This window comes from Bradyrhizobium sp. USDA3010 (assembly GCF_056429065.1).
The window spans coordinates 231535-257632 of sequence record NZ_JBWJZD010000010.1; the positions used below are offsets into that span (position 1 = coordinate 231535).

At 65.7% G+C, this 26098-nt stretch carries 18 protein-coding genes and 1 pseudogene; 6 read left to right on the plus strand and 13 right to left on the minus strand.

The genetic code is table 11. The features are described from left to right. Nucleotides 1–8 precede the first annotated feature (8 nt). A complete protein-coding gene (locus tag AC066Y_RS18365) occupies nt 9–1643 on the plus strand; it encodes a flavin-containing monooxygenase (protein ID WP_478275105.1) in 1635 nt (544 codons plus the stop codon). A gap of 337 nt (nt 1644–1980) precedes the next feature. On the opposite strand, the gene AC066Y_RS18370 is transcribed toward AC066Y_RS18365, so the two are convergent. From AC066Y_RS18370 to AC066Y_RS18400, 7 genes are all read right to left on the minus strand, one after another. Beyond that, nucleotides 1981–5283 carry a carboxyl transferase domain-containing protein gene (locus AC066Y_RS18370; RefSeq protein ID WP_478275106.1) on the minus strand — a complete coding sequence of 1101 codons (3303 nt, stop codon included), beginning with the start codon at nt 5281–5283 and terminating at the stop codon, nt 1981–1983. Between the two features lie 17 nt (nt 5284–5300). Continuing rightward, nucleotides 5301–6185, minus strand: a complete 885-nt coding sequence (locus AC066Y_RS18375) for an ABC transporter permease (RefSeq protein WP_478275107.1) — start codon at nt 6183–6185, stop codon at nt 5301–5303. Next, nucleotides 6182–7138, minus strand: coding sequence for an ABC transporter permease (locus AC066Y_RS18380; RefSeq protein ID WP_478275108.1), 957 nt, complete (start codon nt 7136–7138; stop codon nt 6182–6184). Before AC066Y_RS18380 ends, AC066Y_RS18375 begins: the two co-directional genes overlap by 4 nt. A 3-nt stretch (nt 7139–7141) precedes the next feature. After that, a complete protein-coding gene (locus AC066Y_RS18385) occupies nt 7142–8689 on the minus strand; it encodes an ABC transporter substrate-binding protein (protein WP_478275109.1) in 1548 nt (515 codons plus the stop codon). A 71-nt stretch (nt 8690–8760) separates the two neighbouring features. Beyond that, entirely contained in the window at nt 8761–9765 is a 1005-nt protein-coding gene (locus AC066Y_RS18390) for an ABC transporter ATP-binding protein (RefSeq protein WP_478275110.1), read from the minus strand. Then, complete coding sequence (locus AC066Y_RS18395) at nt 9762–10838, minus strand: ABC transporter ATP-binding protein (RefSeq protein WP_478275111.1); 1077 nt, start codon at nt 10836–10838, stop codon at nt 9762–9764. The genes AC066Y_RS18390 and AC066Y_RS18395 overlap by 4 nt, the downstream gene beginning before the upstream one ends. Beyond that, on the minus strand, nt 10838–13270 hold the full coding sequence (locus AC066Y_RS18400; protein ID WP_478275112.1) for a CaiB/BaiF CoA transferase family protein: 2433 nt from the start codon (nt 13268–13270) through the stop codon (nt 10838–10840). The genes AC066Y_RS18395 and AC066Y_RS18400 overlap by 1 nt, the downstream gene beginning before the upstream one ends. A 244-nt stretch (nt 13271–13514) precedes the next feature. Here AC066Y_RS18400 and AC066Y_RS18405 point away from each other — a divergent pair, with 244 nt between their 5' ends. Continuing rightward, on the plus strand, nt 13515–14729 hold the full coding sequence (locus AC066Y_RS18405) for a mandelate racemase/muconate lactonizing enzyme family protein (RefSeq protein ID WP_478275113.1): 1215 nt from the start codon (nt 13515–13517) through the stop codon (nt 14727–14729). 148 nt (nt 14730–14877) lie between these two features. Here the strand turns inward: AC066Y_RS18405 and AC066Y_RS18410 are convergent, their stop codons facing one another. The 3 genes from AC066Y_RS18410 to AC066Y_RS18420 all read right to left on the minus strand — a co-directional run bounded on the left by AC066Y_RS18410 (nt 14878) and on the right by AC066Y_RS18420 (nt 19920). Then, the gene (locus tag AC066Y_RS18410; protein ID WP_478275114.1) at nt 14878–16092 is read right to left on the minus strand and encodes an ABC transporter substrate-binding protein; all 1215 of its coding nucleotides are present in this window, start codon (nt 16090–16092) and stop codon (nt 14878–14880) included. A 128-nt stretch (nt 16093–16220) separates the two neighbouring features. After that, nucleotides 16221–18260, minus strand: a complete 2040-nt coding sequence (locus tag AC066Y_RS18415; RefSeq protein WP_478275115.1) for a hydantoinase/oxoprolinase family protein — start codon at nt 18258–18260, stop codon at nt 16221–16223. Nucleotides 18261–18267: 7 nt separating this feature from the next. After that, nucleotides 18268–19920, minus strand: a complete 1653-nt coding sequence (locus AC066Y_RS18420; RefSeq protein ID WP_478275116.1) for a hydantoinase B/oxoprolinase family protein — start codon at nt 19918–19920, stop codon at nt 18268–18270. A gap of 232 nt (nt 19921–20152) precedes the next feature. Here AC066Y_RS18420 and AC066Y_RS18425 point away from each other — a divergent pair, with 232 nt between their 5' ends. From AC066Y_RS18425 to AC066Y_RS18440, 4 genes are read left to right on the plus strand one after another with little or no spacing between them, the layout of a single operon-like run. Beyond that, a complete protein-coding gene (locus AC066Y_RS18425; RefSeq protein WP_478275117.1) occupies nt 20153–20650 on the plus strand; it encodes a DUF305 domain-containing protein in 498 nt (165 codons plus the stop codon). Beyond that, nucleotides 20650–22107 (plus strand): YncE family protein, encoded by a 1458-nt coding sequence (locus AC066Y_RS18430; RefSeq protein WP_478275118.1) that lies wholly within the window; start codon nt 20650–20652, stop codon nt 22105–22107. The genes AC066Y_RS18425 and AC066Y_RS18430 overlap by 1 nt, the downstream gene beginning before the upstream one ends. After that, entirely contained in the window at nt 22104–22634 is a 531-nt protein-coding gene (locus tag AC066Y_RS18435) for an RNA polymerase sigma factor (protein WP_478275119.1), read from the plus strand. The genes AC066Y_RS18430 and AC066Y_RS18435 overlap by 4 nt, the downstream gene beginning before the upstream one ends. Further along, entirely contained in the window at nt 22631–23401 is a 771-nt protein-coding gene (locus tag AC066Y_RS18440) for an anti-sigma factor family protein (RefSeq protein WP_478275120.1), read from the plus strand. Before AC066Y_RS18435 ends, AC066Y_RS18440 begins: the two co-directional genes overlap by 4 nt. A gap of 7 nt (nt 23402–23408) precedes the next feature. Here the strand turns inward: AC066Y_RS18440 and AC066Y_RS18445 are convergent, their stop codons facing one another. The 3 genes and pseudogenes from AC066Y_RS18445 to AC066Y_RS18455 all read right to left on the minus strand — a co-directional run. Next, entirely contained in the window at nt 23409–24653 is a 1245-nt protein-coding gene (locus AC066Y_RS18445; RefSeq protein ID WP_478275121.1) for an MFS transporter, read from the minus strand. 251 nt (nt 24654–24904) lie between these two features. After that, on the minus strand, nt 24905–25750 hold the full coding sequence (locus tag AC066Y_RS18450; RefSeq protein ID WP_212311366.1) for a CmcJ/NvfI family oxidoreductase: 846 nt from the start codon (nt 25748–25750) through the stop codon (nt 24905–24907). Between the two features lie 229 nt (nt 25751–25979). Beyond that, nucleotides 25980–26098, minus strand: a pseudogene (locus AC066Y_RS18455) (ISAs1 family transposase); the annotation flags it as partial.

The window sequence follows — 26098 nt, forward strand, 5'->3', positions numbered from 1 at the left end:
AACGACAGGTGGCCGCATTGCGCCAGGACAACAGCCCGCAGACGGCTGCGCTGGACTACGACGTCATCATCATCGGCGCCGGCCTTTCCGGCATGTACCAGCTCTACCGGCTGCGCGAGCTTGGCCTCAAGACGCGCGTGTTCGAGGCCGGCACCGGCGTCGGCGGCACCTGGTACTGGAACCGGTATCCCGGCGCGCGGTTCGATTCCGAAAGCTATTCCTACGGCTACTCGTTCTCCAAGGAGCTGCTCGAGGAATGGGAATGGTCGGAGCATTTCGCCGGCCAGCCCGAGACCTTGCGCTACTGCAACTACGTCGCCGACAAGTTTGATCTGCGCCGCGACATCCAGTTCGAAAGCCGCGTCACGTCGGCGATCTACCAGGACGACAGGCGAAGCTGGCAGGTCACGCTGGAGAGCGGCGCGCGCCATAGCTGCCGCTTCCTGATCACCGCGATCGGCCCGCTCTCGACCCCGACCCTGCCGCGCATCGAGGGCCGCGACGATTTCAAGGGCCAATCGTTCCACACCGCGCGCTGGCCAAAGGACAAGGTCGATTTCGCCGGCAAGCGCGTCGCCGTGATCGGCACCGGCGCGACCGGCATCCAGACCATCCAGACCATTGCCGGCGAGGTCGGCCACCTCACCGTGTTCCAGCGCACCGCCAACTGGGCCGCGCCGCTGCACAACGGCAAGATCGACGTGGAGACGCAACGCAAGATCAAGGCCGGCTATCCCGAGATCTTTGCGCGCTGCAAGGAGACCTTCGCCTGCTTCGTGCATACACCCGACCCGCGCGGCGCGTTCGAGGTGAGCGACGCCGAGCGCGAGGCGTTCTACGAGAAACTCTATGGCGAGCGCGGCTTCGGCATCTGGCAGGGCAACTTCAAGGATATCCTGATCGACCGCGAGGCGAATGCGACGATCAGCGACTTCGTCGCGCGCAAGATCCGTGAGCGCGTGAAGAACCAGGCGGTGGCCGAGAAGCTGATCCCGAAGAACCACGGCTTCGGCACGCGGCGGCTGCCGCTCGAGACCTTCTATTACGAGGTCTACAACCGCGACAATGTCGAGCTGGTCGATCTGAAGGAGACGCCGATCGAGCGGATCACGCCCGAGGGCATCCGCACCAGCGACAAGGACTACGCCTTCGACATCATCATCTACGCCACCGGCTTCGATGCCATCACCGGCAGCTTCGACAACATTGATCTCCGCGGCGCGCATGGCACACGGCTGAAGCAGAAGTGGACGCACGGCCCGGAGACCTATCTCGGGCTGATGGTCGATGGCTTCCCCAACATGATGATGCTGATGGGCCCGCACACCGCGCTCGGCAACATCCCGCGCAGCATCGAATACAGCGTCGACTGGGTCACCGGCCTGCTCCGCTTTGCGAAAGCGAACGGCCTGACCTTCCTCGATGCCACCCCCGAGGGCACCTCAGGCTGGACCGATCACGTCAAGGCGCTCGGGGTCGGCCTGCTGTCCAACGAGGTCGATTCCTGGATGACCGGCATCAACCGCAACGTCGAAGGCAAGCAGAGGCGCATCGTCGCCCGCTACAGCGGCAGCGCGCCGGCATATCGCGCAAGGTGCGATGAGGTGGCGGCGAAGGGGTATGCGGAGTTGAGGTTGGGGTGAGGTCGGGGTCGCTCTCTCGGTGATGCGAGGCGCCTGCCCCATCCACCACCGTCGTCCTGGCGAAAGCCAGGACCCATAACCACCGCATTCAGTGATAAACGGGATCGTGGCCCCAGCATCGCGCAACAATTGAGATTTGGGGTAATGCGTCCTGGCTTTCGCCAGGACGACACGGTGTTTGTCGCACGATCCGTGCGTCACATGCCAAGAGGTTTGCCACGTCAAGCAACTCAGCACCGTAGGATGGGTAGAGCGCAGCGAAACCCATCAATTGCGCCGCGGATGAGGATTTGATGGGTTTCGCTTCGCTCTACCCCATCCTACGCATCGAACTTCGCTACCACGCATCGATACACGGCCGCTTGCGGTGCGTCCGCGGCTCTACCTTCGGGACCGAGCGGAGGCCGGCCATGATCCAATGCCTGGTATCGGCGGGATCGATCACCTCGTCGATCTCGAGCACCGAGGCGATCGAGACTGCCTTGCCGTTGGCGTAGAGCTCGGCGACCTTGGTCTGGAAGTACTTCTCGCGCTCCACCGGGTCCGCGATCGCCTCCATCTCCTTGCGGAAGCCGAGGCGGACATAGCCCTCCAGGCCCATGCCGCCGAATTCGCCGGTCGGCCACGCCACCGTGAAGAACGAGGCGTGGAAGCCGCCGCCGATCATCGATTGCGCGCCGAGACCATAGCCCTTGCGCAGCACGACGCCGAACAGCGGCACAGTGATGCTGGCGCCGGTGACGAACATCCGTGCGACATGGCGCACGATCGCGGTCTTCTCGGCCTCGGGACCGACCATGAAGCCCGGCGTGTCGCACAGCGAGACGATCGGGATGTCGAAGGCATCGCACAGCTGCATGAATCGCGCGGCCTTGTCGCCGGCCGCGGCATCGATCGCGCCGCCGAGATGCTTTGGATTGTTGGCGATCAGGCCGAACGGCTTGCCCTCGATGCGGATGAACGCCGTGATCATGCCGACGCCGAAATCGCGCCGGATCTCCAGCACCGAGCCCTCGTCGGCGATCAGGTCGATCACGCTACGGATGTCGTAGACCCTTAAGCGATTTTCCGGGATCGCGCGGCGCAGCAGCCGCTGGTCCGGCGCTTTCCAGTCCGCAACCGCACCCTGGAAGTAGGACAGATATTTCTGCGCAACCGTCGTCGCCTCTTCCTCGTCCTCGACCAGGATGTCGATCACGCCGTTCGGCGACTGGAACGTAACAGGGCCGACCTCGGCCGGATGATAGACCCCAAGCCCGCCACCTTCGATCATCGCCGGACCGCCCATGCCGATCGAGGCGTTTTTCGTCGCGATGATGACGTCGCAGACGCCGAGCATTGCGGCGTTGCCGGCGAAGCAGTAGCCCGAGACCACGCCGACCACGGGCACGAGCCCGGACAGCTTGGCGAACTGCACGAAGGACGGGCCGTCGAGCCCAGTCATGCCGAGCCGGTCGGTATCGCCGGGCCGGCCGCCGCCGCCCTCGGCATAGAACACCAGCGGCATGCGCCACTGCTCGGCGAGACCGAGCATGCGGTCGATCTTCTTGTGGTTCATATGGCCCTGGGTGCCGGCGAGCACGGTATAGTCGTAGGAGATCACCATGCAGCGTGCGCCATCCGCGCCGAAATCCCTGGCGTTGACGGTGGCGACGCCCGCGATCAGGCCATCAGCCGGCGTGTTCTTGATAAGATCCTCGACCTTGCGGCGGCGGCGCTGTGCCGCGATCGCAAGCGAGCCGTATTCGACGAACGAACCCTCATCGACCAGCTGCGCGATGTTCTCGCGCGCGGTACGCTGGTTGGTCTTGCGGCGGCGCTCGACCGACGCCGGGCGATTCTCGTCCAGCGTGATCGCCTTGCGCGCGATCAGTTCGGCAAGGTCGGGGCGGATGTGATCGAGATCGATCGCGGCCTCTTCCGCCGCGGTATGACCATCGACTTCCGCGGGCTCGAGGAACAGGATCGGCTCGCCATGCATCAGGGTGACGCCGGGGCCACCGGCGATCTTGGTCACCCGGCCGCCATGCGGCGCGGTGACGAGATGCTCCATCTTCATCGATTCCAGCACCGCGATCTGCTGGCCTGGACGGACCAGATCGCCTTCGGCGACCTCGATCGCCACGATGGTGCCCTGCAACGGCGCCGGCACGGGCAGCGATCCCTCGGGCGCCGCCTCGGTGGCGACGGACCTGGTCGTGGCCGCCTCGCTCACGTCGATCAAGGGTGCGGCGAGATCGCTGGCCGCGCCGACCAGCGCCGCGACATGGGAATCGATGAAATTGGTGCTGATCTTGTTCCGGGCAAAGCTCTGGTGCGCCAGGATCGCGCCGAGGAACGAGATGTTGGTGGCGACGCCACCGATCCGGAATTCGCGCAAGGTGCGCGACGCCTTATGCACCACGTCAGTCCATTTTTGGCTCGGCGAATGCACGATGACCTTTGCCAGCAGCGAGTCGAACGCGGCGCTGGTCCGATAGCCCGAATAACCGAACGTATCGACGCGGACGCCGGGGCCGGATGGCAGGTCGAACACGCTGAGCGTGCCGCCGGTCGGCTTCGTCACGCCCTTCTCGTCCATCACCTCCATGTTGACGCGCAGCTGCATGGCATAGCCGCGCGGCAGCGGCACCGCCGCCTGCGCCAACCCGAGCGAGGCCAGCGTGGCGCCGGCGGCGACCGCGAGCTGCGAACGTACCAGGTCGATGCCGAGCACCGCCTCGGTGACGGTGTGCTCGACCTGGAGCCGCGGATTGGCCTCGATGAAGGCGAAGGCGCCCTCGCCCTCACCGGCCTCGTCATCGACAAGAAATTCGAAGGTGCCGAGATTGTCGTAGCGCGCGGCGGAGGCGAGCTGCTTTGCCGCCTCGATGATGCGCGCGCGCAGGCTCTCACTTAATGACGGGCTCGGCGCCACCTCGATCAGCTTCTGGTTGCGGCGCTGGATGGTGCATTCGCGCTCCCAGAGATGGCTAATGGCGCCGTGACGGTCGCCGATGATCTGCACCTCGATATGGCGCGCCTTGCGGATCAGCCGCTCGACATAGACCGCGTCGTTGCCGAACGCCGCCTTGGCCTCCGACTGGCAGCGCGCATAGGCCTCCTCAAGCTTGGCCGCGTCCTCCACAACGCGCATGCCGCGCCCGCCGCCGCCCGCGATCGCCTTGACCATCACGGCAGCATTCGTGCCGAGCGAGGTGAAGAAGGCTTTTGCCTCGTCGAGTGTCGTTGCACCGGACGTACCGGCGATAACAGGCACGCCGCATTTCTTCGCCAATGCCTTTGCCTTGGCCTTGTCGCCGAACAGATCGAGCGCCTCCGGCGACGGGCCGACGAAGGTGATCTTCTCCTCGGCGCAGCGCCGCGCCAGCTCTGTGTTCTCGCTGAGGAAGCCATAGCCCGGATGCAGCGCGTCGCAACCTGCAGCCTTGGCTGCCGCTATCACTGCCTCGATATCGAGATACGCCCGCGCGCCGCGCCCGGGGATCTCGTGGCTCGCATCGGCGGATCGGACATGCAGCGAGGCGGCATCGTCGGCGGGATAGATCGCGACCGTCGCGATGCCGCTCTCGGCCGCGGCACGGGCGATGCGGATCGCGATCTCACCGCGGTTGGCAATCAGCAGTTTCTTGAACGACATAACGGTTCCACCTGAGATCAACGATCCTTCATGGTCGGATCGAGCACGACACGCAAGGATTCCCCCAGCGCGTTGAACGCCAGGGAGACGACGAGAATGGCAAGGCCCGGCGCATACATCTGCTCCGGCGCGATTTCCATATATTGATAGGCGCGCGCCAGCATGGCGCCCCAGCTCGGGTCCGGTGGCTGGATGCCGAGGCCGAGGAACGACAGGCTGGCTTCGGCCAGGAGCGCCGCGGCGAGCAGCAGCGTCACCTGCACGATGACCGGCTGCAGCGTGTTCGGCAGTACGTGGCGCCACAGCACATGCCAGGTCGGCGCGCCAAAGCCCCTCGACGCGTCGACATAGAGCTCCTGCCGCACGATCAGCGTTCGGGCGCGAACGATGCGCGCCAGCGCCGGAAACATCGTGATGCCGATCGCGATCATGCCGTTGGTAAGCCCAATGCCGAGCGCGCCGGTGACCGCGATCGCCAGCACGATGGCGGGGAACGACAGGAAGGTGTCGATGATCCGGCTGACGATGTCGTCGATCCAGCCGCCGAAATAGCCGGCGATGAGGCCGACCGGCAGCCCGATCAGGACCGCGACGCCGACCGCAAGCAGGCTGGCATAGACGGTGGCCGGCGCGCCGTAGATCAGGCGGGAGAAGATGTCGCGGCCGAGATCGTCGGTGCCGAGCAGATGCAACGGCCCCGGCGGCGCCAGCATGTTGTTGACGTCCTGCGCGGTCGGCGCGTAAGGCGCGATCCAGGGCGCGCCGATTGCCACGATCACGAGCACCGTTAGCACCAGAATCGACAGCGCGGCGCGGAGATCGCCGGCGAGCCAGCGCAGGAAACGCCGAAGCCGGGTCGGCTTGGCCGATATCTTGAGCGGAGCGAGCGCGGTGTCGGTCATTGCTCGATCCTCGGATCGACCGCGGCACACAGCAGGTCGGTGATCAAATTCACCGCGATCACCACCACCACCATGGTGAAGACCACACCCTGCACGATCGGGAAATCGCGCTGGATCGCACCACGCACGATCAGGCTGCCGAGGCCGGGAATGGCGAACACCGCCTCGATCACGACGGTCGCCGCCAGCATGCGGTTGACCAGCAGGCTGATGATGGTCAGCAGATTGACCCCGACATTCTTCAGGCCGTGCTGCCAGAGAATGCGCGACATCGACAGCCCCTTGGCGTGCAGGGTGCGGACATATTGCGACGACAGCACCTCCAGCAAGGCGCCGCGCAGCTGGCGCGCAACCTCGGCCATGCCATAGGCCGCGATCGCGATGGCGGGCAGCAGCGCGTGCCGGATCGCATCGATCGGCGAGGCGCTGAAGGATTTGGCGCCGGTCGCCGGCAGCCAGTTCAGCTTCAGCGAGAACTCCGCCACCAGGATCATCGCCAGCCAGAAGCCGGGCACCGCCACGCCGAGCGAAGCGATCATGCTGATCAGCTTGTCGACCCAGCCGTTCGGCTTGATCGCGGCCATCACGCCCATCGGAATCCCCGTGACCAGCGCCAGCAGCAGCGCGATCACGACGATCAAGAGCGTGTTCGGAAAGGCGCGGCCGATCGAGACCGCGACCTTCTCGCCGGTCAACAGCGATTGCGAGAGATCGCCCTGCGCGACATGGCCGAGCCAGGCGCCATATTGCACCAAGAACGGCCGGTCGAGGCCGTAGATTGTCCTGATCTCGGTGATCCGCGCGTCGGTCGCGTTGTCGCCCGCCAGCGTCACGGCGATGTCGCCGGGCACCAGCTTGAGCAGCGCAAACACCATGAAGGTCGCGAGCAGGATCACGGGCAGCGCCTGCACCAGGCGGCTGCCGATGACCTTGACTGGAGACCGTCGTGCCATGGTTCAGCCTTCGAGCCAGACGTCGTCGTATTTCGGCTTGCCAAGCAGATTGGGCCGATAGCCCTGCACCTTCTTGTTCATGGCGACCAGCTCGAACTGGAACGCCAGCGGCACGACGAAGGCGTTCTCCATCACCAGCCGCTGCACAATGGAGAAGGCCTTGCGCCTGACCTCGATATCTTCCGACGCGCGCGATTCCTTGATCGCGGCTTCGAGCTCCGGAGGCACCGGCGCACGGCCGCCATTGTAATAGGCGTCCTTGGTGAACATCAAAGAATAGGTCAGGCTCGGGTCGGGGCGTCCGGTCCAGGCCGAGAGCAGCCCGGCCTCCTTCTTCTCCGGACCGAAGAACGCAGCAGAGGCCTCCGCGATCGGGGCATTGACGAAGCGCACATTCATGCCGGCCTTGCGCAACTGCTCGATCAGGATCTCCTGACGCTGCACCGAATCCTGGTCCGGATAGCCGCCGAGCTCGATCGGAGTGCCCTCCTTGAAGCCGGCCTCGGCGAGCAGCTTGCGTGCCTTGTCGGGATCGTAGGGATAGAGTTTGGCGACCTCGGCATCATAGGCCCAATGCGCTTTCGGCAGGTTCATGTAGGCAGGCTCCGCGAGGCCGGCGAGCGCGGCCTTGACGAAGGACTCGCGATCGATCGCGAAGTTGAGCGCCTGGCGAACCTTGACGTTGTCGAACGGCGGCTTGGCCCAGTTGAGGAAAATCTGGAGCACGTAGAGCGTCGGACCGTGCACCACCTTGACGCTGGAGGCGCGCTCGATGATCGCCTTCTGCCGCGGCGGCAATTGATAGATCAGGTCGTTCTGCCCGGCGGTGACCGAGCGGGCGCCGGTGGTGAGTTCGGGAATGATCGAGAACTCGATGCCGTCCGGCCAAGGCCGGTCCGGCTTCCAGTATTTCTCGTTGCGCTTGACCACGATCTTCTCGCCGTCGGCCCAGCTCACGAAGGCATAGGCGCCGGCGCCGACCGGCTTGCGGGTCACGACGCCGCCCTCGGCCGCCCTCAGCGCCGTCGGCGACACCATCATGCCGGCGCGATCGGAGAGGATGCCGGGCAGCGCGGTGTCCGGCGCCTTCAACTTCAAGGTCACCTGCTGCGGGCCGGTGACCTCGACCGAGGCGACCGAGAGCAGGTCGGCCTTGATGTTCGACTTGGCATCGCTCCGGTTGCGATCGAGGTTGAACTTCACCGCCTCGGCATCGAGCGGGGTGCCGTCATGGAAGCTGACGCCTGAGCGGATGTTGAGCACCAGCGTATTGGGATCGGTGAACTTCCAGCTCTCGGCGAGCCCCGGCTTCGGCTTCAGCGTCTCGAAATCCCATTCGACCAACGTGTCGTACATCGTGAACAGGAAAGCGTGGTCGGAGCCGGCGCCGCCGGTTGCCGGATCGAGGCTCGACGGATTGGCCGGCGCTGATATCCGCAAGGTGCCGCCCTTCTTCGGCGCAGCTTGCGCAAACGCGCTGCCGCCGAGCGCGGTGCCGGCGAGCGCGCCCGAGATCAGCGCCATGGCCTCGCGTCGTGTCGTCATCGTCATGGCGTTGTCTCCAGTTTGGTTTGGAGCATGATCTTGTCGGAAAACCGCTTCACACTTTTCCGGATCATGCTCTAGTTGTTCGAAAAATTCGGGCGGTCGGCGAAATGGCAGGCCACCCAGTGATCGGGTTTCAGCTCGCGCCACTCCGGCACGCGATCGGTGCAGAGCGGCTGCGCGTGCGGGCATCGGGTGCGAAAGCGGCAGCCCGACGGCGGATCGATCGGGCTCGGCACCTCGCCCTGCAGCACGATCCGCTGCGCCTCGCGCATCGACGAGGGCAGCGGCCGCGGCTCGGCCGACAGCAATGCGATGGTGTAGGGGTGCAGCGGCCGCTCGGCGACCTCCTCGGTCGGCCCGAGCTCGACGAACCGGCCGAGATACATCACCGCGACGCGCTCGCTGATATGCGAGACCACGGCGAGATCATGGGTGATGAAGACATAGGTCAGCCCGAGGTCGCGCTGCAGATCGGCAAACAGGTTGAGCACGTCGCCGCGGATCGACATGTCGAGCGCGGCCACCACCTCGTCGCAGACGATCAGCTTCGGCTTGAGCGTCAGCGCGCGGGCGATCACGACGCGCTGCTTCTGGCCGCCGGACAGCTGGTGCGGATAGCGTTCGCCGAATTCCTGCGGCAGGCCGACGCGCTCCAGCGCCTCCCGCGCCTGGCGCTCGCGCTCGACGCGGCTTCCCACGCGGGCAAGCTCCAGCGGCTCCAGCACCGAGGCCAGGATCGTCATGCGCGGATTCAGCGCGGCGTTCGGATCCTGGAAGATGATCTGATAGTCGCGGCGATGGCGCTGGAATTTTTGGCGCGGCAGCGCCAGCGGGTCGATGCTGTCATGCAGGATGGCACCGGCGCTCGGCTTCAGCAGAAACACCAGCGCGCGACCGATCGTGGTCTTGCCCGATCCGGATTCGCCGATGATGCCAAACGTCTCGCCGCGGCGGACGTCGAAATTGACGCCATCGACCGCCTTCACGGTGGCGCGCCGGTCCGAGGTCTGGAAGCGGACCTGGAGGTCGCGTACCGATACGATGGGCTCGTCGCGCTGTTCAGCAGATGCTGCGGTCATTGCGTCGCGACCTTCGCAGCAGCCGGCGTATCGGGCGGATGCAGCGCGCCCGGCAGATTGAGCTCGGCAAAGCGCCAGCAGCGCACCTTGCGGCCGCCACCGGCATCCTGCAGCGTCTGCTCCGCCTCGCAGCCCTTGGCGGCATGGGCGCAGCGGGCACGGAAGCGGCAGCCGGCCGGCATCTCCGCGATCGACGGCACACGGCCCGGGATCGACGGCAACCGGCCGTGGCGCGGGCTCAGATGCGGCAGCGAGCGCAACAGCCCCGATGTATAGGGATGCAGCGGCCGCACCAGCGCCTCGTCGACGGTGGCGTCCTCGATCACCTCGCCGGCATACATCGTGATCATCCGCGTGCAGGTCTCGGCGACGACGCTGAGATCATGGGTGATCAGCATCAGCGCGGTCTTCGAGGTCTCGCTGATGTCGCGCAGCAGCTCGAGGATCTGCGCCTGCACGGTGACGTCAAGCGCGGTGGTCGGCTCGTCCGCGATCAGCAGCTGCGGGCCGCAGATCAGGCTCGCCGCGATCATCACGCGCTGGCGCATGCCGCCGGAGAGCTGGTGCGGATAGTCGTCGATCCGCCGCTCCGGCGAAGCGATGCCGACGCGGCGGAGCATCTCCAGCGTTTTGGCACGCGCTTCCTCGTAGCTGACATCGGTATGGACGCGCAGCGTCTCCGCGATCTGGTGACCGACGGTGAAGACCGGATCGAGCGCGCTCATCGGCTCCTGGAAGATCATCGCGATCCGCTTGCCTCGGATCGCCCGCATCTGCCGCGCGCTGCAGGAGGCGAGATCGATGCCGTCGAACAGGATCCTGCCGTCGAGCCCGGCAAAATTGCCCGGCAAGAGGCGCAGGATCGACAGGCCGGTGATGGTCTTGCCGCAGCCGCTCTCGCCGACGATGCCGACGCGCTCGCCGGGCGCGATGTCGAAATCGATCCGCCGCGTCGCCTGCCAGATGCCCTGCGCGGTCTTGAAGCGGATGCCGAGCCCGCGCACGGACAGCAGCGGCCGCGCGCCGTCGCGTGCAACCTCCGCCTTGCGCTGTGCCGGCTGGCCTGCCTCCATCAACCCGCCGCCCGCTTCTTCTCTTTCACCAGCTGCTCCTCCATCAGCATCGCGGTGCCGATAATGCCCTCGCGGGTGAGCTCCTCAAGCTCGGCGTCGGAGAGGCCGAGCATGCCGGACAGGATCTCGCGGTTGTGCTCGCCGAGCGTCGGCGGCACCGAGCGGATCGCAAACGGTGCATCGCCCTCGCGGAACGGCATCGACGGCTGCGGATGCTTGCCGATGAAGGCGCGATCGACCTGCTGGATGAAGCCGCGGGCGTGGAGCTGCGGGTCCTGCAGGAGATCGATCGGCAGCCGCGCCACGCCGGATGCGATCCCTTCAGCCTGCAGCACCCTCATCGCCGTGTCGGGATCGCGTACCGAGGTCCATACCGAGATCGCAGCCTCGATCTCGGCCTCGATGGCGCGCCGGCCCGCGGCCGCCTTAAGCGTCTCGTCCGTCGCCCAGTCCTCGCGGCCGAGCAGCCGCGCGAGTCTCGGCCACATCGCGTCATCGGACACCGCGACCACGATCCAGTCGTCCTCGCCATAGCAACGAAAGCAGCCGTGCGGCACGAAGTCCGGATGGCGGTTGCCGTATTTCGCGGGTGGCTTGCCGTCGATCGAATGCGCGACGATCCAGGGCGCGGCAAACGGCATCATGCATTCGATCTGCGCGAGATCGATGAACTGACCGTACCCCGTCAGCCTGGCGTGGATCAGCGCCGTCAGCACCGCGGCAGCGCCGTTGAGGCCGCCGACGGCATCGCCGAACGCCGTGTGGCTCATGACCGGCGGGCCGCCGGGATCGCCGACCACGCTTGGCAGGCCGGAGCCCTGCTCCAGGGTCGAGCCGTAAGCGCGGCAGTCGCGATGCACGCTGCCGGCGCCGAATGCCGACATCGACATCATCACGAGCTTCGGATTGATCTTGCTCAGCACGTCGTAGCCGAGACCGAGCTTGGGCAGCACCTCGACCGAATAATTGTCGACCACGAGGTCGGCATCGGCGAGCAGGCGTTTTGCCAGTGCAAGCCCCTTCGGCCGGGTCAGATCGAGCGTGATGCCGCGCTTGTTGCGGTTCATGATGCAGTAGCGCACCGACTTCTCGTACATCTGCTCCAGCACATAGGCCGGGCGGCGGTCGACGCCGCGCCACCAGTCAGGATACTGGGTCGCCTCGATCTTGATGACGTCGGCGCCGAGATCGGCGAGCGTGCGGGTGCAGATCGGCCCGGCCCAGCCCATCGAGAAGTCGACGACGCGGATGCCCTCAAGCGGCAGGCGATCGGTCGGAGCCGGCTTCGGCACCGGCAAAGGCGGCACGGCCTCGGGCCTTGCCTGCTGCTCGCCGAGATCGGGCACGCGGCCACCGCGCAGCGGCGGCGTTCCCGTCAATCGTTGCATGGTACCGGCGGAAAAGCCGGTCTCCTCGCTGACCGCGATCGGAACGATGGCGCCGCGGGCGCGCTTCTCTTCGTCGGCGATGAGATCCGCGATCTCCGGCACCGGCACGATCGGGATCTTGCGCTTGAGACCCTCGGCAAACCATTCCTGCGCGGTGCGCTGCTTCAGCTTCGGCAGGATCTTGCCTTCGATCTCGGCGACGCGTTGCAGCCGGTCGACACCCATGACCAATGTCGGATCATCGCGCAGATCGGTGAGATCAAGCATCTCGCAGAACGCGCGCCACTGCGCCGGAGTCACCGTGGTGACGCCGAGCCAGCCCTGCTTGGTCTCGTAGATGCCGACCGGAAAGGTCGGCCAAAACCGGTTAACGCCGATCCGCCGCATGATGTCGCCGCGCTGGAACGCCTCGAACATGATGTATTCGGTGACGGCGATAGAGGCCTCGAACAGGCTGAGATGGCTGCTGCGCCCGCGCCCATCCTGCATGCGGCCGAGCACCGACGAGGCGGCCGCGATGAAGCCCCACAGCCCGCCGAGTATCCCGGTCTGGAAATCCGGCGCGTGCATCGGCGGCCCCTGCTCGGGTCCGACCAGCTTCACAAGCCCGGTCAGCGCGCGAATAGTGGAGTCGGTCGCCGCGAAATTGGCATAGGGACCGCGGTCGCCGAACCAGGCGAGGTCGAGATGGATCAGGCCTGGATTGGTTCGCTTGATCGCATCGAGATCGACGGCGGGACAATTGGCCGCATCGATGCCGCGCCCATCGAGCAGGATGTCGCAACCGGCAATCAGCTCACGCAGGCGCGACGTGGCGCTCGCCTCGCTCTGGTCGAGCACAACGCTCGACTTGTTGAAATTGAGAAACCCAAACCACGCGCTGTGCCCCTGCGGCGTCAGCGGCGCCGCGCGGCGAAGCGGATCGCCTGCGGGCGGCTCGACCTTCTGCACATCGGCGCCGAAATCAGCGAACAGCCGCGCGCAATAGCTCGTCGCCGCCGCACTTCCGATCTCGACTATCCGCAGATGCGACAACGCGCCCATCACGCTTCCTCGCGACAAAATGACCAGCCGATGCCATCGGCTGATTCAGTTTCTTGTTGCCTGAACTTGAAGCCGCGCCGACTGTGTGATGCAAGTGGAATTTTCTTCCGCTTGACGGAATTCACGGGATTGCCGCAGCACTTTGCGACAAGCGTGCGCTGACGGTCTGCCGCCGTGCGGTTGACGCATTGCTCGATCCGCTATTGTGCTCTCTTCAACACCAACAAACGGCGGGCAGGAAACCATGAGCAAGTCCACCACAATCAAAAGCGTCGAGACGCTCGCCTGCGATGCCGGCTGGCGGAATTATCATTTCGTCAAGGTGACGACCACGGACGGGCTGGTCGGCTGGAGCGAATATGACGAGGGCTTTGGCGCCCCCGGCGTGACGGCGGCGATCGAGCGGCTGTCGGCGCGCGTGGTCGGCAAGAACGCCTTCGAGCACGAGCGGATCTATGTCGAGCTGTTCGCCGCGACGCGCCCCGCCGCCGGCGGCGTGGTGGCGCTGGCGCTTGGGGCGATCGAGAACGCGCTGCTCGACGTCAAGGCCAAGGCGCTCGGCGTGCCCTGCTACGACCTGCTCGGCGGCAAGATTCGCGACCGCGTGCGGGTCTACTGGTCGCATTGCGCGACCTGGCGCATCAATCATCCGGATTGGTACAAGCCTGCAATCACCGATCTCGACGGCGTCAAGGCGATCGGGGCCGAGGTGCGCGAGAAGAAATTCTCGGCGATGAAGACCAACATCTTCGTCTACACGGATGGCAAGCCGCAAGGCTGGCGCCCCGGCTTCGGCTCGCCGTTCCAGCCCGAGATCAATGTCGATCGCACCGTGCTGCGCAATCTCTGCATGCATCTGGAGGCGATCCGCGACGGCGCGGGGCCGGATGTCGATCTCCTGCTCGACCTCAACTTCAACGCCAAGACCGAAGGCTACCTCAAGATCCTGCGCGCCATCGAGAAGATGGACATGTTCTGGGTCGAGATCGACACCTTCAACCCGCAGGCGCTTGGGCTTATCCGCCGCCAGAGCCACCACCCGATCTCGTCCTGCGAGACGCTGCTTGGCCTGCGCGAGTTCCTGCCCTATTTCACCGAGCAGGCGATGGATGTCGCGATCATCGACACGCCGTGGAACGGCGTCTGGCAGTCGATGAAGATCGCCGCGGCCGCCGAGCATTTCGAGGTCAACGTCGCACCGCACAATTTCTACGGCCATCTCTGCACCATGATGAACGCACATTTCTGCGCGGCGGTGCCGAACCTGCGCATCATGGAAACCGACATCGATCGGCTGGCCTGGGACCACGAGCTGTTCACCCACGTGCCGGAGTTCGTCGACGGCCATCTCGTGATCCCCGATCGCCCGGGCTGGGGCACCGAGCCGAACGAGGAAGGCCTGCGCGCCCATCCGCCGCAGAACAAGGGCGGGCTGCTGAATTACGGGCTGAAGAAGTAGGCGGCGGCTGAGGGAGCGGGCTGCCTAACCGTCATCCTGAGGAGCGCGCAGCGCGTCTCGAAGGATGCACGGCCACCAGCTGGGCCGTCGACCCTTCGAGACGCGCGTTCCGCGCTCCTCAGGGTGACGGTCGTAGAGTAGAGCGACCTCAATTATCCTCCCGCACCGGCGTGAACGCGCTCTCGATCACGTCGCCGATCGGCTGCCAGGCGTTGCCGTCGAACTGCACCAGCCGCATCTGCTTGATCGGGCGGAAATCCTTCGGTCCGGTGTTGATCACGATCCCGGGCAGCGCGATCGGGCTCTGATAGTCCTTCAGCGAGGCGGCCTGCCGCATGATGTTCTCGCGCGACAGGTCGTCGCCGCACTGGCGCAGCACCTGCATCAGCGTGTCGGCGGCGGCATAGCCGAACACGGCGTAGATGTCGTCCTTGTCGCCGTCGGGATAGTACTTGTCCATGAAGGCGTCCCACGCCTTGATCTGCGGATCGTTCTTCCAGGAGGCATCGCCGGCGTCCTTCAGGAACGAGGTCGAGATCACGCCGAGCGAATTCTGCAGGCCCGCCGGCCGCAACGCGCTGGCGATCGAAGCCGATGCATTGTCGAGGATGAACACCGGATGCCAGTCGAGGTCCGCCGCAGCGCGGATCGCGCGCGCCGCGATCGCCGGCGCACCGTCGAACACCAGGATGTCGGCGCCGGAGCCTTTCAGGACTCCGATCTGGTTCTGGATTGCGGTCTCCGACGCGTCGAAAGCGAGATCGGCGACGATCATGCCGGCGGTGTCGCCGAGCCCTTCCTGCAATCCCCGGAACAGATCGCGGCCGAACTGGTCGTTCTGCCACAGCACCGCGATCTTGCGCGAGGGATAGGCGGCCTGGATGTAGTTGGCGTAGATCCGGCCCTCGGCGCGGAAGGTCGGCTGCCAGCCCATGGTCCAGGGAAAGGTTTTCGGATGCGCCCACTCCTCGTCGCCGGAGGCGACGAACAGCTGCGGGATATTCTTCTCGTTGAGGTACTTCCGGACGGCGAGATTACTCGGCGTGCCGAACGAGCCGAACATCAACAGCACGTCCTGCTTCTCGACGAGATCGCGGGTCTGCTCGATCGCGGTCTTGGGATTGGAGCTGTCATCGACCGAGATGAACCTGACCTTGCGGCCATTGATGCCGCCATGCTCGTTGATCATGTCGAAATAGGCGGCTTCCGCCCGTCCGATGGTCGCGAACGCCGCGAGCGGTCCCGTGTACGGCATGACATTGCCGACGCGGATCTCGTTGTCCGTCTTCGCTTCGGGCGCTTGCTGCGCACGCAATGGCGACGCCGCGAGCATCGCTGCAAGGACGAGGACGATCGAAAGCATGGTTTGTCTTTTTGTTTGCATCAACATCGCCACAACGCCGGCAGCAGGCCGGCGCTCCCTCCCGAGGACGCGACCTTATCGCCCAAGCCAATGCCGGGAAAATGAAATGTTGATGGCGAGGGCGAGCCTCAGCGCAATGTTATGTCCAGCCAGCCCAGCGGGTTGACCGCGACGCGGTCGCCGCTGTCGACCAGAACCGTCGTGGTTTCGGCTTCAATGATCGCGGGACCGGCCAGCGCGTGGCCCGGCTTGAGATCGTCGAGCGCGTAGACCGGCACCTCGCGCCAGGCGCCGAGCCAGGCCTGCCGCTTGCCGCGCGGCGCGCAGGGTGCGGCCGACGCGGCCTCGCCGACATCGCCGCCGCCGCGCGCCACCTTGCCGACCGCGGCGACACGGGCGTTGACGAACACCACCTCCTGCCCGCGCGAGGCATAGGTGTAGAGTTCCTCGTGGCGGCGATGGAAGCGCTCCTCGATCTGCGCCACGAGGTCCGCGGCGCCGAGATCGAGGTCGCCGAGCGGCACGTCGATCTCGAACACCTGCTCGCCATAGCGCATCTCGGCCGAACGCTCGATTGCGATGTCGCCCTTGAACCAGTCGCGCAGCCGGCCGGCGGCCTGCTCCTCCAGCGCGGCGAACAATGCCCTCACCTCATCGGCGGAGATCCGTCCCGTGCCGTAATGGGTGCGGCTGACCTCGTAGCGCAGATCGCTGGTCAGCATGCCCCAGGCCGACAGCACGGAAGCGACCGTCGGCACGATGATGCGCTTGATCTCGAGCTCGCGCGCGACTTCGGCGGCATGCATGCCGGCCGCGCCGCCGAAGCTGAGCAGCGCGAATTTGCGGGGATCGACGCCGCGGCGCAGCGTCATCAGGCGGATGCCGTCGGCCATCTTCAGATTGATCATCTTGTAGATGCCCGCGGCCGCCTCGATCCGCGACAACTCGAGCGCCTGCGCGATCTGGTCCACCGCAGCCTCCGCTGCCGCACGATCGAGCGGCCGCGCGCCGCCCATGAAGGCTGCGGCATCGAGATAGCCGAGCACGACATTGGCATCGGTGACGGTGGCAGCTAGGCCGCCATTGCCGTAGCACGCCGGGCCGGGCACCGAGCCCGCGCTCTCAGGCCCGACCCGCAGCGTGCGGCCGCCGTCGACACCGGCGATCGAGCCGCCGCCAGCCGCGATGCTGGCGATGTCGAGGCTGCGCAATGCGATGCGCTGGCCGGCCAGCATGCCGTCGGCGGACAGCGAGGCCTCGCCATTGGCTATCAGCGAGATATCGGTCGAGGTGCCGCCCATGTCGAACGGCACGAGATCGGGAATCCCGAGCATCTCGGCACAGCGGCGGCTGCCGGAGATGCCGCCGGCCGGGCCCGACAGCACGGTGCCCGCGGCGAGCCGCGAGGCTTCCTCCACCGGCTCCATGCCGCCATGCGACAGCACGACGAACAGCGAGCCTTTGAAACCTGCCTCATGCAGGCTGCGCTCCAGATTGGTGAGATAGCGCCGCACGGTCGGCGCGACATAGGCGTTCACGATCGTGGTCGAGACGCGCTCATATTCCTTGATCTGCGGCAGCACGTCGCTCGAGCGCGACACGCTGACATCGGGCAGCTCCTTCGCCAGCCGCTCGACCGCGGCGAGCTCATGCGCGGGGTTGAGATAGGCGTGCAGGAAGCAGACCGCGATTGAGTTCGCGCCGGACCGTTTCACCTCGGCGATGACGTCGCCGAGCGCTGTGGCATCCAGCGCCACCGCCGCGCCGCCGTCGGCCTTCAGCCGCTCGCGAACGCCAAAGCGGCGCTCGCGCGGCACCAGCGGCTCGGGCGGCGGCGTGCGCAGATCGTAGCGATCCGGCTTCAGCCCCTCGCGCATCTCGACGACGTCGCGATGGCCCTCGGTGGTCAGCAGCGCGACCCTGGCGCCCTTGCGCTCGAGCAGCGCATTGGTCGCAACCGTCGTGCCGTGCACCAGACGATCGGTCGCCGCGAGCATCGCCGCGCGGGTGACGCCGAGGCGGCGCGCCAGTTCTTCAAGTCCCGCCATGACGCCGATTGACTGATCGGCCGGCGTGGACGGTGATTTCGCGAAAACAGTGCGCCCGGTTTGATCCGTCGCAACCAGGTCGGTGTAGGTGCCGCCGACGTCAACCCCAATCGTGTACATCGCTGCCCTATACCGCCTTCGAAACCAGACCTTGCGCGACGTCGCGCGCCCTCGCCTCCGCCGTTCGCTTCTCGGGCGGGCCCCAGCCGCCGCCGCCGGACGAGCGGATCTCGAGACAATCGCCCGGGCGCAACTCGATGCCGACCTCCTTCGTCTTCAGCACGCGCGGCGCGCGGCCTTCCGACAGGAGGCGATAGTGATGCGGTTCGCCATCCTTGCCGCCGAGCATGCCGCAGGGGCCGTGGCGCGCGCCGTCGCCGGCGGTGTTGCCCTTGGCGGGCTTTGCCGTCTCCAGCACCATGTCGAGCGCGACACCGAGCCCGCCGCGGTGCTGGCCGTCGCCGCCGGAATCCGGCCGGAACTCGTGCTGGCGGAAATGCAGCGGAAAGCGCACCTCGGCGACCTCGATGCTGCCGAATTTGAGCCCGCCGACCGAGTGCCACTCGCCGATCGAGGAATAGCCGTCGCCGCCCGGCGATGCGCCGCCGCCGGGCCGCGCCTGGAACATGTGCCAGATGAAATTGCGTCCGTTGCGCGGATCCTCGCCCTGGATCGCGATGCGGAATCTACGACCCCATCCGCCCATCACGCGATCCGGACAGGAGGCCGACATCGCCTTGATGATGGCTTCGACGATCTCGTTGGAAGGATGGCTGGTGCACAGCGTCACGGGGCGGCCGGGATCGGCCCACACGATGGTACCCTGCTTCGCCACCACCTTCAGCGGCCGCAGCGCGCCGGTGTTCTTCGGGATATCGGCGTCGATCAGATAGGCAAAGGCCATCGCGACCGCGGCCTGCATGTTGGCGTGCGACGAGTTGACAAAACTCGTCGACTGCGGATCGGAGCCGGTGAGATCGACTTCGATGTCGCTGCCCTTTTTGGTCACCTTGGCCGCGATCTTGATGTCGGTGCGGCCGTGCCCGTCGTCGTCGAGCAAAGCCTCACCATAGAACACGCCGTCCTTCCATGTGGACACCACGTCGCGGGTCTGCTGCTCGGTGGCATCAAGAATGGCCTCGATCGCGGCCTCGACCGTCTCCGCGCCGAATTCGCTGAACAGCTTTGACACACGGCGCTCGCCGAGATGCGCGGCGCCCAGCATCGCCGCGAGGTCGCCGCGGAATTCCCTGGGGTTGCGGATGTTCAAAGCCAGCAGGTCGAGCAGATCCTCGCGCGGCTTGCCGGCCTCGTAGAGCTTGATCGGCGGAATCCGAATGCCTTCCTGATAGATCTCGGTCGCGGCCGGATTGTAGGCGCCATGCGTGGCGCCGCCGATGTCGCTCTGATGCGCGCGCACGATGGTCCACAGAAGCCGCTTGCCGCCGTCGAACACCGGCACGAAGGCGGTGAGATCAGGCAGATGGCTGCCGCCATGATAGGGATCGTTGAGCAGGATGACGTCGCCGGGCGCGACGTCCTTGAAGCGCTCCTCGACCGCGAGCGTCGCCCACGGCAAGGCGCCGACGTGAACCGGAATATGGTCGGCCTGCGCGATCAGTCGCCCCCCGGTGTCGCAGATCGCCAGCGAAAAATCGCGGCTGGAATTGAGGATCTGCGAATAGGAGGTGCGAAGCATGGCTTCGCCCATCTCCTTCACGATCGACGACAGGCGGTGCTGGACCACGGAGCGGGTGATTGGATCGATCTTGGCGGACATCTTGGCCTTGTTGGCGCGTGCGATTGCGCAGCGAGGATCGAGGAACCGGCCGAGCGGAACCGGAATTCCCTCTTATAACCAGACGCTTCCAGATCGCAAACCGCGGCGCGGGGCCGCAGAATTTATTCCGCCGTTCAGTAATTCGTGATCAGCACGAATCTTCGCCCTCCGACGGAATAGAATTCGTCGCCTCGCGTCCCACCCGTGCCAGCCAACTATGAGGGTGAACGTGATGATCCTGCGATTCTTTAGGCTAGGCATCGGTGCCGCGCTGCTCGGCGCGCGTGTGCTGTTTGCCGTTGTCTTTTCCCCGGTAGCCCTCGCGCAAGAGGCGCACCAACCGGCCTCGACCGCGCAGACGGCCGATGAGAGCGTCTTCCTCGCGGAAAACGATGCCGCGATGACCAAGATGATGAACGACATGGCCGCCAAGCCGAGCGGCGATATCGATCGCGATTTCGTCGCGATGATGACCCCGCACCACCAGGGTGCGATCGACATGGCCGTGATCGAGCTCCGCTACGGCAAGAACGAGCGGCTGCGCCGGATCGCACAGGAGATCATCGTCGAGCAACGCCAGGAGATCGACGCCATGAAGCTCGCGCTCGGCGAACAGGTCACGGACACGACACCCGCGCCGACACAACAACCCGGACCGAAACCCGCCCCGGCGGCGACGCACGATCACATGAACATGCACCACGACATGATGAAGCAGGAGACCAGGTGATGACGAGCCCATTCGTGAAGGGCCTGTTGGCCACCAGCATGATCGTGCTGTCGACATCCGCGTTTGCCGGTCAGGCGCCGGGTGCCGTGTCCGCGCCCGACATCCCGATCAGCCATCATGACCGCGTCTACGCCGCCGAGCAGTTCTCGAACACGGTGTCGGTCACCGATCCCGTCGACAACAAGCTGCTCGGCGTGATCCGGCTCGGCGACCCGCAGCCCGGCAATTTCAGCCCGCTCTACAAGGGGCAGGTATTGGTCCACGGCATGGGCTATTCGCCCGATCACCACACCTTGGCCATCGTCTCGATCGGCTCGAATTCGGTGACCTTCATCGACACGGCAACGAACGCGGTCAAGCACGTCACCTATGTCGGGCGGTCGCCGCACGAGGCCTTCTTCACGCCGGACGGCAAGGAAGTGTGGGTCACCGTGCGCGGCGAGAACTACATTTCGGTAATCGACGCGCAGAGCTTCAAGGAAACGATGCGGATCGAGGTGCCGGCGGGACCGGGCATGCAGATCTTCTCGCCCGACGGCAAATACGGCTACATCTGCTCCTCATTCAATCCGGAAACCGACGTGGTCTCGGTCGCCGACCATCAGATCGTCGCCAAGGTGAAGCAGGAAAGCCCGTTCTGCCCGAACATCGCGGCGACACCGGACGGCGAGCAGGTGTGGTTCACGCTGAAGGACGTCGGCAGGACGCAGGTCTTCAACGCCAGGCCGCCGTTCAACCTGATCAAGACGATCGACACCGGCCCGATCACCAACCACGTCAATTTCGCGAAGACGGCCAAGGGAACCTTCGCCTATGTGACGATCGGCGGCACCAACGAGGTCAAGGTGTTTCGCACCGACGACTTCTCTGAAGTCGCGACCATTCCCGTCGGCAACCTGCCGCACGGCATCTGGCCGTCCGGCGACGGCACGCGGGTCTATGTCGGCCTCGAAAATGCCGATGCGCTGGCCGCGATCGACACCGCGACCAACAAGGTGATCGCCAACATCCCGGTCGGCCAGGCGCCGCAGGCCATCGCCTATGTGCCGGACGCCGCACCGAATCCTGATGATCGTCAGAACCTGCAGCCGCTCGGCGTCGCCGGCCAGGTTGCACACCTCGCGCTCGCGCCAAGGGAGGAAGCCAGGGGCGACAAGCCGCCGACCAGCGTCTCGCTGTTCGATCAGGGATTGATCCAGGTGCTGCAGGCCTCCGTCACCGGCCTCGAGCCGAAGCAGCACTACGTCCTGGCATTGGCTGACAAGGCGGATGGGACCGGCACGGTGCAACCGCTCGCCGCCTTCATGACCAATCCGGCAGGCTCCGCGATCGTCAATGTGACTGGCCCGATCCGGCAGATCGTGCAAAGCTCGGCCAAGGCCGAGCGGCGCTACCTCGTCATCGCTCCCGGTGAGCCGTCGAAGTTCGGCGCGGCCGTGCAGGTCCAGACGCCATGAGCGACATGCTGCACCAGATCGAGCCGGTGATTCCAGCGCTGCGCCGCTACGCGCGCTCGCTGGTCCGCAACCGCGCGGCGGCCGACGATCTGGTGCAGGACTGCCTGGAGCGCGCCGTCACTCACTGGCACCAGCGGCGCGACACCAGCAGTCCAAAGTCGTGGCTGTTTGCCATCCTGCACAACCTTGCTGTCAACCAGTTCCGCAGCGCCGCGGCACGCTTCCAGCATGTCGCCATCGACGAGGCGGCCGAGCACGAGTTCGGGCAAAGCGCCGAGCAGGAACAGAAACTGATGTATCAAGACGTGCTCGCGAAACTCGCCAGGCTTCCCGACGAGCAGCGATCGGTGCTGCTGCTGATCGCCGTTGAAGACTTGAGCTATGCGGAAGCGGCCAAGGTGCTCAATATCCCGATCGGCACCGTGATGTCGCGCCTGTCGCGGGCGCGCGAAAGATTGCAGCAGGAACTCGAGAATCCTGCGGACAACCAGCAGAGGAATGTCGTGCAGTTGCGGAGCAAGCCATGAGCAGTCGTCCGATCTCCGAAGACGATCTGCACGCCTATGTCGACCAAGCGCTCGAACCGGAGCGACAGGCCGAGGTCGCCGCCTATCTGGAAGGCCATCCGGATGTGGCACAGCGCATCGCTTCCTTTTCCGAGCAGCGCGGCCTGCTGCGCGCCGCCCTGGCGCCGATCGCCGACGAGCCGCTGCCGCCGCAGCTCAATTTGTCCAGGATCATCGAGGGCCAGCGCCGCCGCACGTCGGCGCCGTCGTTCCGCTGGGCGATCGCTGCGATGTTGATGCTCGCGATCGGGGGCATTAGTGGATGGGCGATCCGCGGTGCGAGCGAGACGCCGACAGGCGGCCTTGCCGCGCTTGCCCAGGAGGCAACCGATTCCTACAAGGTGTACGCCTCCGATCACACCCGGCCGGTCGAATTGCGCGACAGCACGGAGCTCGCGGCGTGGGTTTCCAGCCGCCTTCGCCAGCCGGTCAAGTTGCCGGACCTGAGCAAGTCGGGCTATCGCTTCATGGGCGGACGCGTAGTGCCGACCGCCCATGGCCCCGCGGCGATGTTCATGTATGACAATGACCACGGCGACCGGCTGGTCGTGCTGACGCGGCCGATGACGTCGGACCAGAACGCGCCGATGGCGCCGCATACAGGCGGCGACGTCGCCGGCTTCTCCTGGGCCGACGGGGGCTTGGGCTATAGCCTCGTGGGGCCCGGTGCCGGCGAGCAGCTGAGACCGCTTGCGAACGAGGTCCGCAAGCAAGCACAGACGATCTGAACCGAGTTCAGGCCTTCGTATAGGTCAGGAACAGCACGATCCCGATCACCAGGGCGCCGGCAATGAACAGCAGCACCGCGGGCAGCCCGAACAGCGCCGCAACGCCGGCGGTGCTGAATTGCAGCAGCGCCGCGCCGAGGAAGAACGCGAGATTGACCGACGACAGCGCCTTGCCGGTGTTCTGGGCGTCGACGAGCTGCCGCGTCATGCCGTAGATCAGCGGCTGCGCCGAGGTCGCAAACCCGATCAGGATCAGCAGCACGAGGTCATACCGCACCGGCATCACGGCGACGCCGAGCAGGTTCGAGACCGCCAAATGCGGCGCGCCGGCGGCCATCAGCACCAGCAGCAGCGCGGCGACGGCATGGGTCGACGCCACCATGGTGCGGCGATGCCCGAACTTGCGATCGATCGCGCCGATACAGGCCGGGCCAATGATCATCGCCAGCGTAAACAGGCCAAGCACATTTCCGGCCTCGATGCGGCTTACACCCTTCACATCCATCAGCCACGGCCCGCCCCACAGGCCGCGCAGCACCAGCGAGGCGCCGAGCGACACCAGCGACAGCGCGATCAATCCGCGCAGGCCGCGCGACAGGCCGAGCCGCAGCACCTCGGCCATCTGCTGCAAGGGCGAGGAATCGTCCGCATGCGCCGCCGGCTGCCGCGGCACCAGCGCGAATACCGCGATCAGGACCACCACGCCGAAGCCGGCCGAGCCCCAGAAGCCGGCGCGCCAGCCGAACTGATCGACCACGAAGGCCAGCGGGCTTGCCGACAGCAGCATGCCGATATTGCCGATCGACAGGATCAGGCCGGACCACAGGCCGAACTTCGCCGCCGACATCTGCTTGGCGGCCAGCGTCATCGGGCACATCAGCATGCCCGAGGTGGCGATGCCGAGCATCAGTTGCCCGAGCACGAAGCTCGCGGGCCCCGTGGCGAGCGCCGAGACCAGTGTCCCGACCACGGTACTTCCGAGAAGGCTCAGCGACACCGGTCGCACGCCAAAACGGTCCATCGCGGCGCCGACCGGTATCTGCGAGGCGGCAAAGGAGAAATGATAGATCGAGGTGAGGCTCGCCAGCGCCTGCGGCGAGGTGCCGAAATCTCGCGCCATCAGATCGAGGCTGATCGCCGGGATCGTGCGCAGCAGCGTCGACAGCATGTGGCCGCAGGCCAACGCCAGAAGTGCAAGGACCAGGGCGCGGAACCCGATCCCCGCTGCTTCCTTCGTCACCACGCCGTCCATGAATCGCCCCTTCCCCAAGCAGTTGGGGGACGGGCGTAACACTATTGGGACAGGGGTGCCAAGTTTGGGGGCAGAGCTGATGGGCTCAGTCTATCCGCGGGCTCACCTTACCTCTCCCGCTTGCGGGGGAGGTCGAATCGCATCGCCAGATGCGGTCCGGGTGGGGGTTCTCTCCACGATATGACTCGTGGAAAGAGCCCCCACCCCAACCCTCCCCCGCAAGCGGGAGAGGGAGCGCCCCTGTTTCGCGGCTACTGCTTATGGAATACCAGCGTGCGGAGCTCGATGCTCTCGCGCGGCGCGGCATCCGCCGGCGTGGTCGGATCGACGAAGGCGGTGTGCGGTCCGAACCGCGTCCGGCCGTCGGTCGCCGAGTCGTAGCATTTCAGCAGGATCGCCTCGTCCGGCGTCATCTCGGGAATGTAGAACCAGCGGTGGTTCGGATTGTACTTCACCGAATAGGTCTCGCCGCTGCGGTTCGGGTAGATCAGGTCGGAGGCGATCAGATCCTCCGGGGCGACCGTGGTGCCGTCGGCCATCGCAAGCGGCGAATCGCGCAAGGGACCACGGATCGGGCGCCACAGATTGATCACCTGGACGCGGCCCTTGACGAGTTGCTCGGCCTCATCAGGCAAATGCTCGAAGACACGGTTGTGGCCGGAGACGGCGGTCTGGTCGACATGGACGCGGGTCGCGGGCTGGCGCGGGCCGCCGCCACGAATGTCCGCTGCACCTTCGACGCGCTTGCGCACGGTGTGGTCGAAGATGAAAACGCGATCCGCCTTCAGCGTCGCCTTGAGGAAGGCCTCGACGGCGGGATAGTAGACATTGCGCACTTCGTTGTCGTCGTAATAGTCCTTCACGAAGGTCGGATGCTTGACCAGCGCAAATCCCTCGCGGTCGAGCGAGAAGCTGTCGGCGATCAGACGCCCGTCAAAGATCGGGACATTGTGAGCTTCGGGCAGTGCGGTGGATTTGGGTTCGCCGGGCGGCGGATCGAAAGCGTAAGTGCGGGGCTTGCCCGGCGTCGGCGCGAGATAATTCAGTTCAGCGGTCACAAACGGCAGCGACTCGATGCGAGTTTCTTGAAGGCCCACGGTGATCTCCCGGACTCGATTGTTCGTACGATTGATCTTGGCAGCGCCGGTGGGTGCGGCAAGGCCGCGGTGAAAATAGCAACGTTGCGGTTTTGGAATGCGGCAATCGGGAAAAATCTTTGCTGGAGGCTGGCGCGCAGACGAATGGATATCTTAGGGATCACGGATTCGTTAGCCGTACTTCCTTGTCACCACGAGCCCGCTTCACCTCTCCCGCTTGCGGGCAGGGCTATCGCATGTGGCCGAGGAGTTCGAAGAGGAATGCATCGTTCCATCCGGCGCGCTTGAGCTTGCCGCGCAGGGAGACTGTCGTGTCCGGGTGGGCTTGGGCGACGTTGAGAGCCAGAC

Bases quoted from the DNA above. Each gene is read 5' to 3' on its own strand.
- AC066Y_RS18430 (WP_478275118.1), top strand. From the start codon at position 20,650: ATGACGAGCCCATTCGTGAAGGGCCTGTTGGCCACCAGCATGATCGTG.
- AC066Y_RS18400 (WP_478275112.1), bottom strand. From the start codon at position 13,270: ATGGGCGCGTTGTCGCATCTGCGGATAGTCGAGATCGGAAGTGCGGCG.
- AC066Y_RS18395 (WP_478275111.1), bottom strand. From the start codon at position 10,838: ATGGAGGCAGGCCAGCCGGCACAGCGCAAGGCGGAGGTTGCACGCGAC.
- AC066Y_RS18440 (WP_478275120.1), top strand. From the start codon at position 22,631: ATGAGCAGTCGTCCGATCTCCGAAGACGATCTGCACGCCTATGTCGAC.
- AC066Y_RS18375 (WP_478275107.1), bottom strand. From the start codon at position 6,185: ATGACCGACACCGCGCTCGCTCCGCTCAAGATATCGGCCAAGCCGACC.
- AC066Y_RS18390 (WP_478275110.1), bottom strand. From the start codon at position 9,765: ATGACCGCAGCATCTGCTGAACAGCGCGACGAGCCCATCGTATCGGTA.
- AC066Y_RS18405 (WP_478275113.1), top strand. From the start codon at position 13,515: ATGAGCAAGTCCACCACAATCAAAAGCGTCGAGACGCTCGCCTGCGAT.
- AC066Y_RS18445 (WP_478275121.1), bottom strand. From the start codon at position 24,653: ATGGACGGCGTGGTGACGAAGGAAGCAGCGGGGATCGGGTTCCGCGCC.
- AC066Y_RS18380 (WP_478275108.1), bottom strand. From the start codon at position 7,138: ATGGCACGACGGTCTCCAGTCAAGGTCATCGGCAGCCGCCTGGTGCAG.
- AC066Y_RS18435 (WP_478275119.1), top strand. From the start codon at position 22,104: ATGAGCGACATGCTGCACCAGATCGAGCCGGTGATTCCAGCGCTGCGC.
- AC066Y_RS18425 (WP_478275117.1), top strand. From the start codon at position 20,153: ATGATCCTGCGATTCTTTAGGCTAGGCATCGGTGCCGCGCTGCTCGGC.
- AC066Y_RS18415 (WP_478275115.1), bottom strand. From the start codon at position 18,260: ATGTACACGATTGGGGTTGACGTCGGCGGCACCTACACCGACCTGGTT.
- AC066Y_RS18420 (WP_478275116.1), bottom strand. From the start codon at position 19,920: ATGTCCGCCAAGATCGATCCAATCACCCGCTCCGTGGTCCAGCACCGC.
- AC066Y_RS18410 (WP_478275114.1), bottom strand. From the start codon at position 16,092: ATGCTTTCGATCGTCCTCGTCCTTGCAGCGATGCTCGCGGCGTCGCCA.
- AC066Y_RS18385 (WP_478275109.1), bottom strand. From the start codon at position 8,689: ATGACGATGACGACACGACGCGAGGCCATGGCGCTGATCTCGGGCGCG.
- AC066Y_RS18370 (WP_478275106.1), bottom strand. From the start codon at position 5,283: ATGTCGTTCAAGAAACTGCTGATTGCCAACCGCGGTGAGATCGCGATC.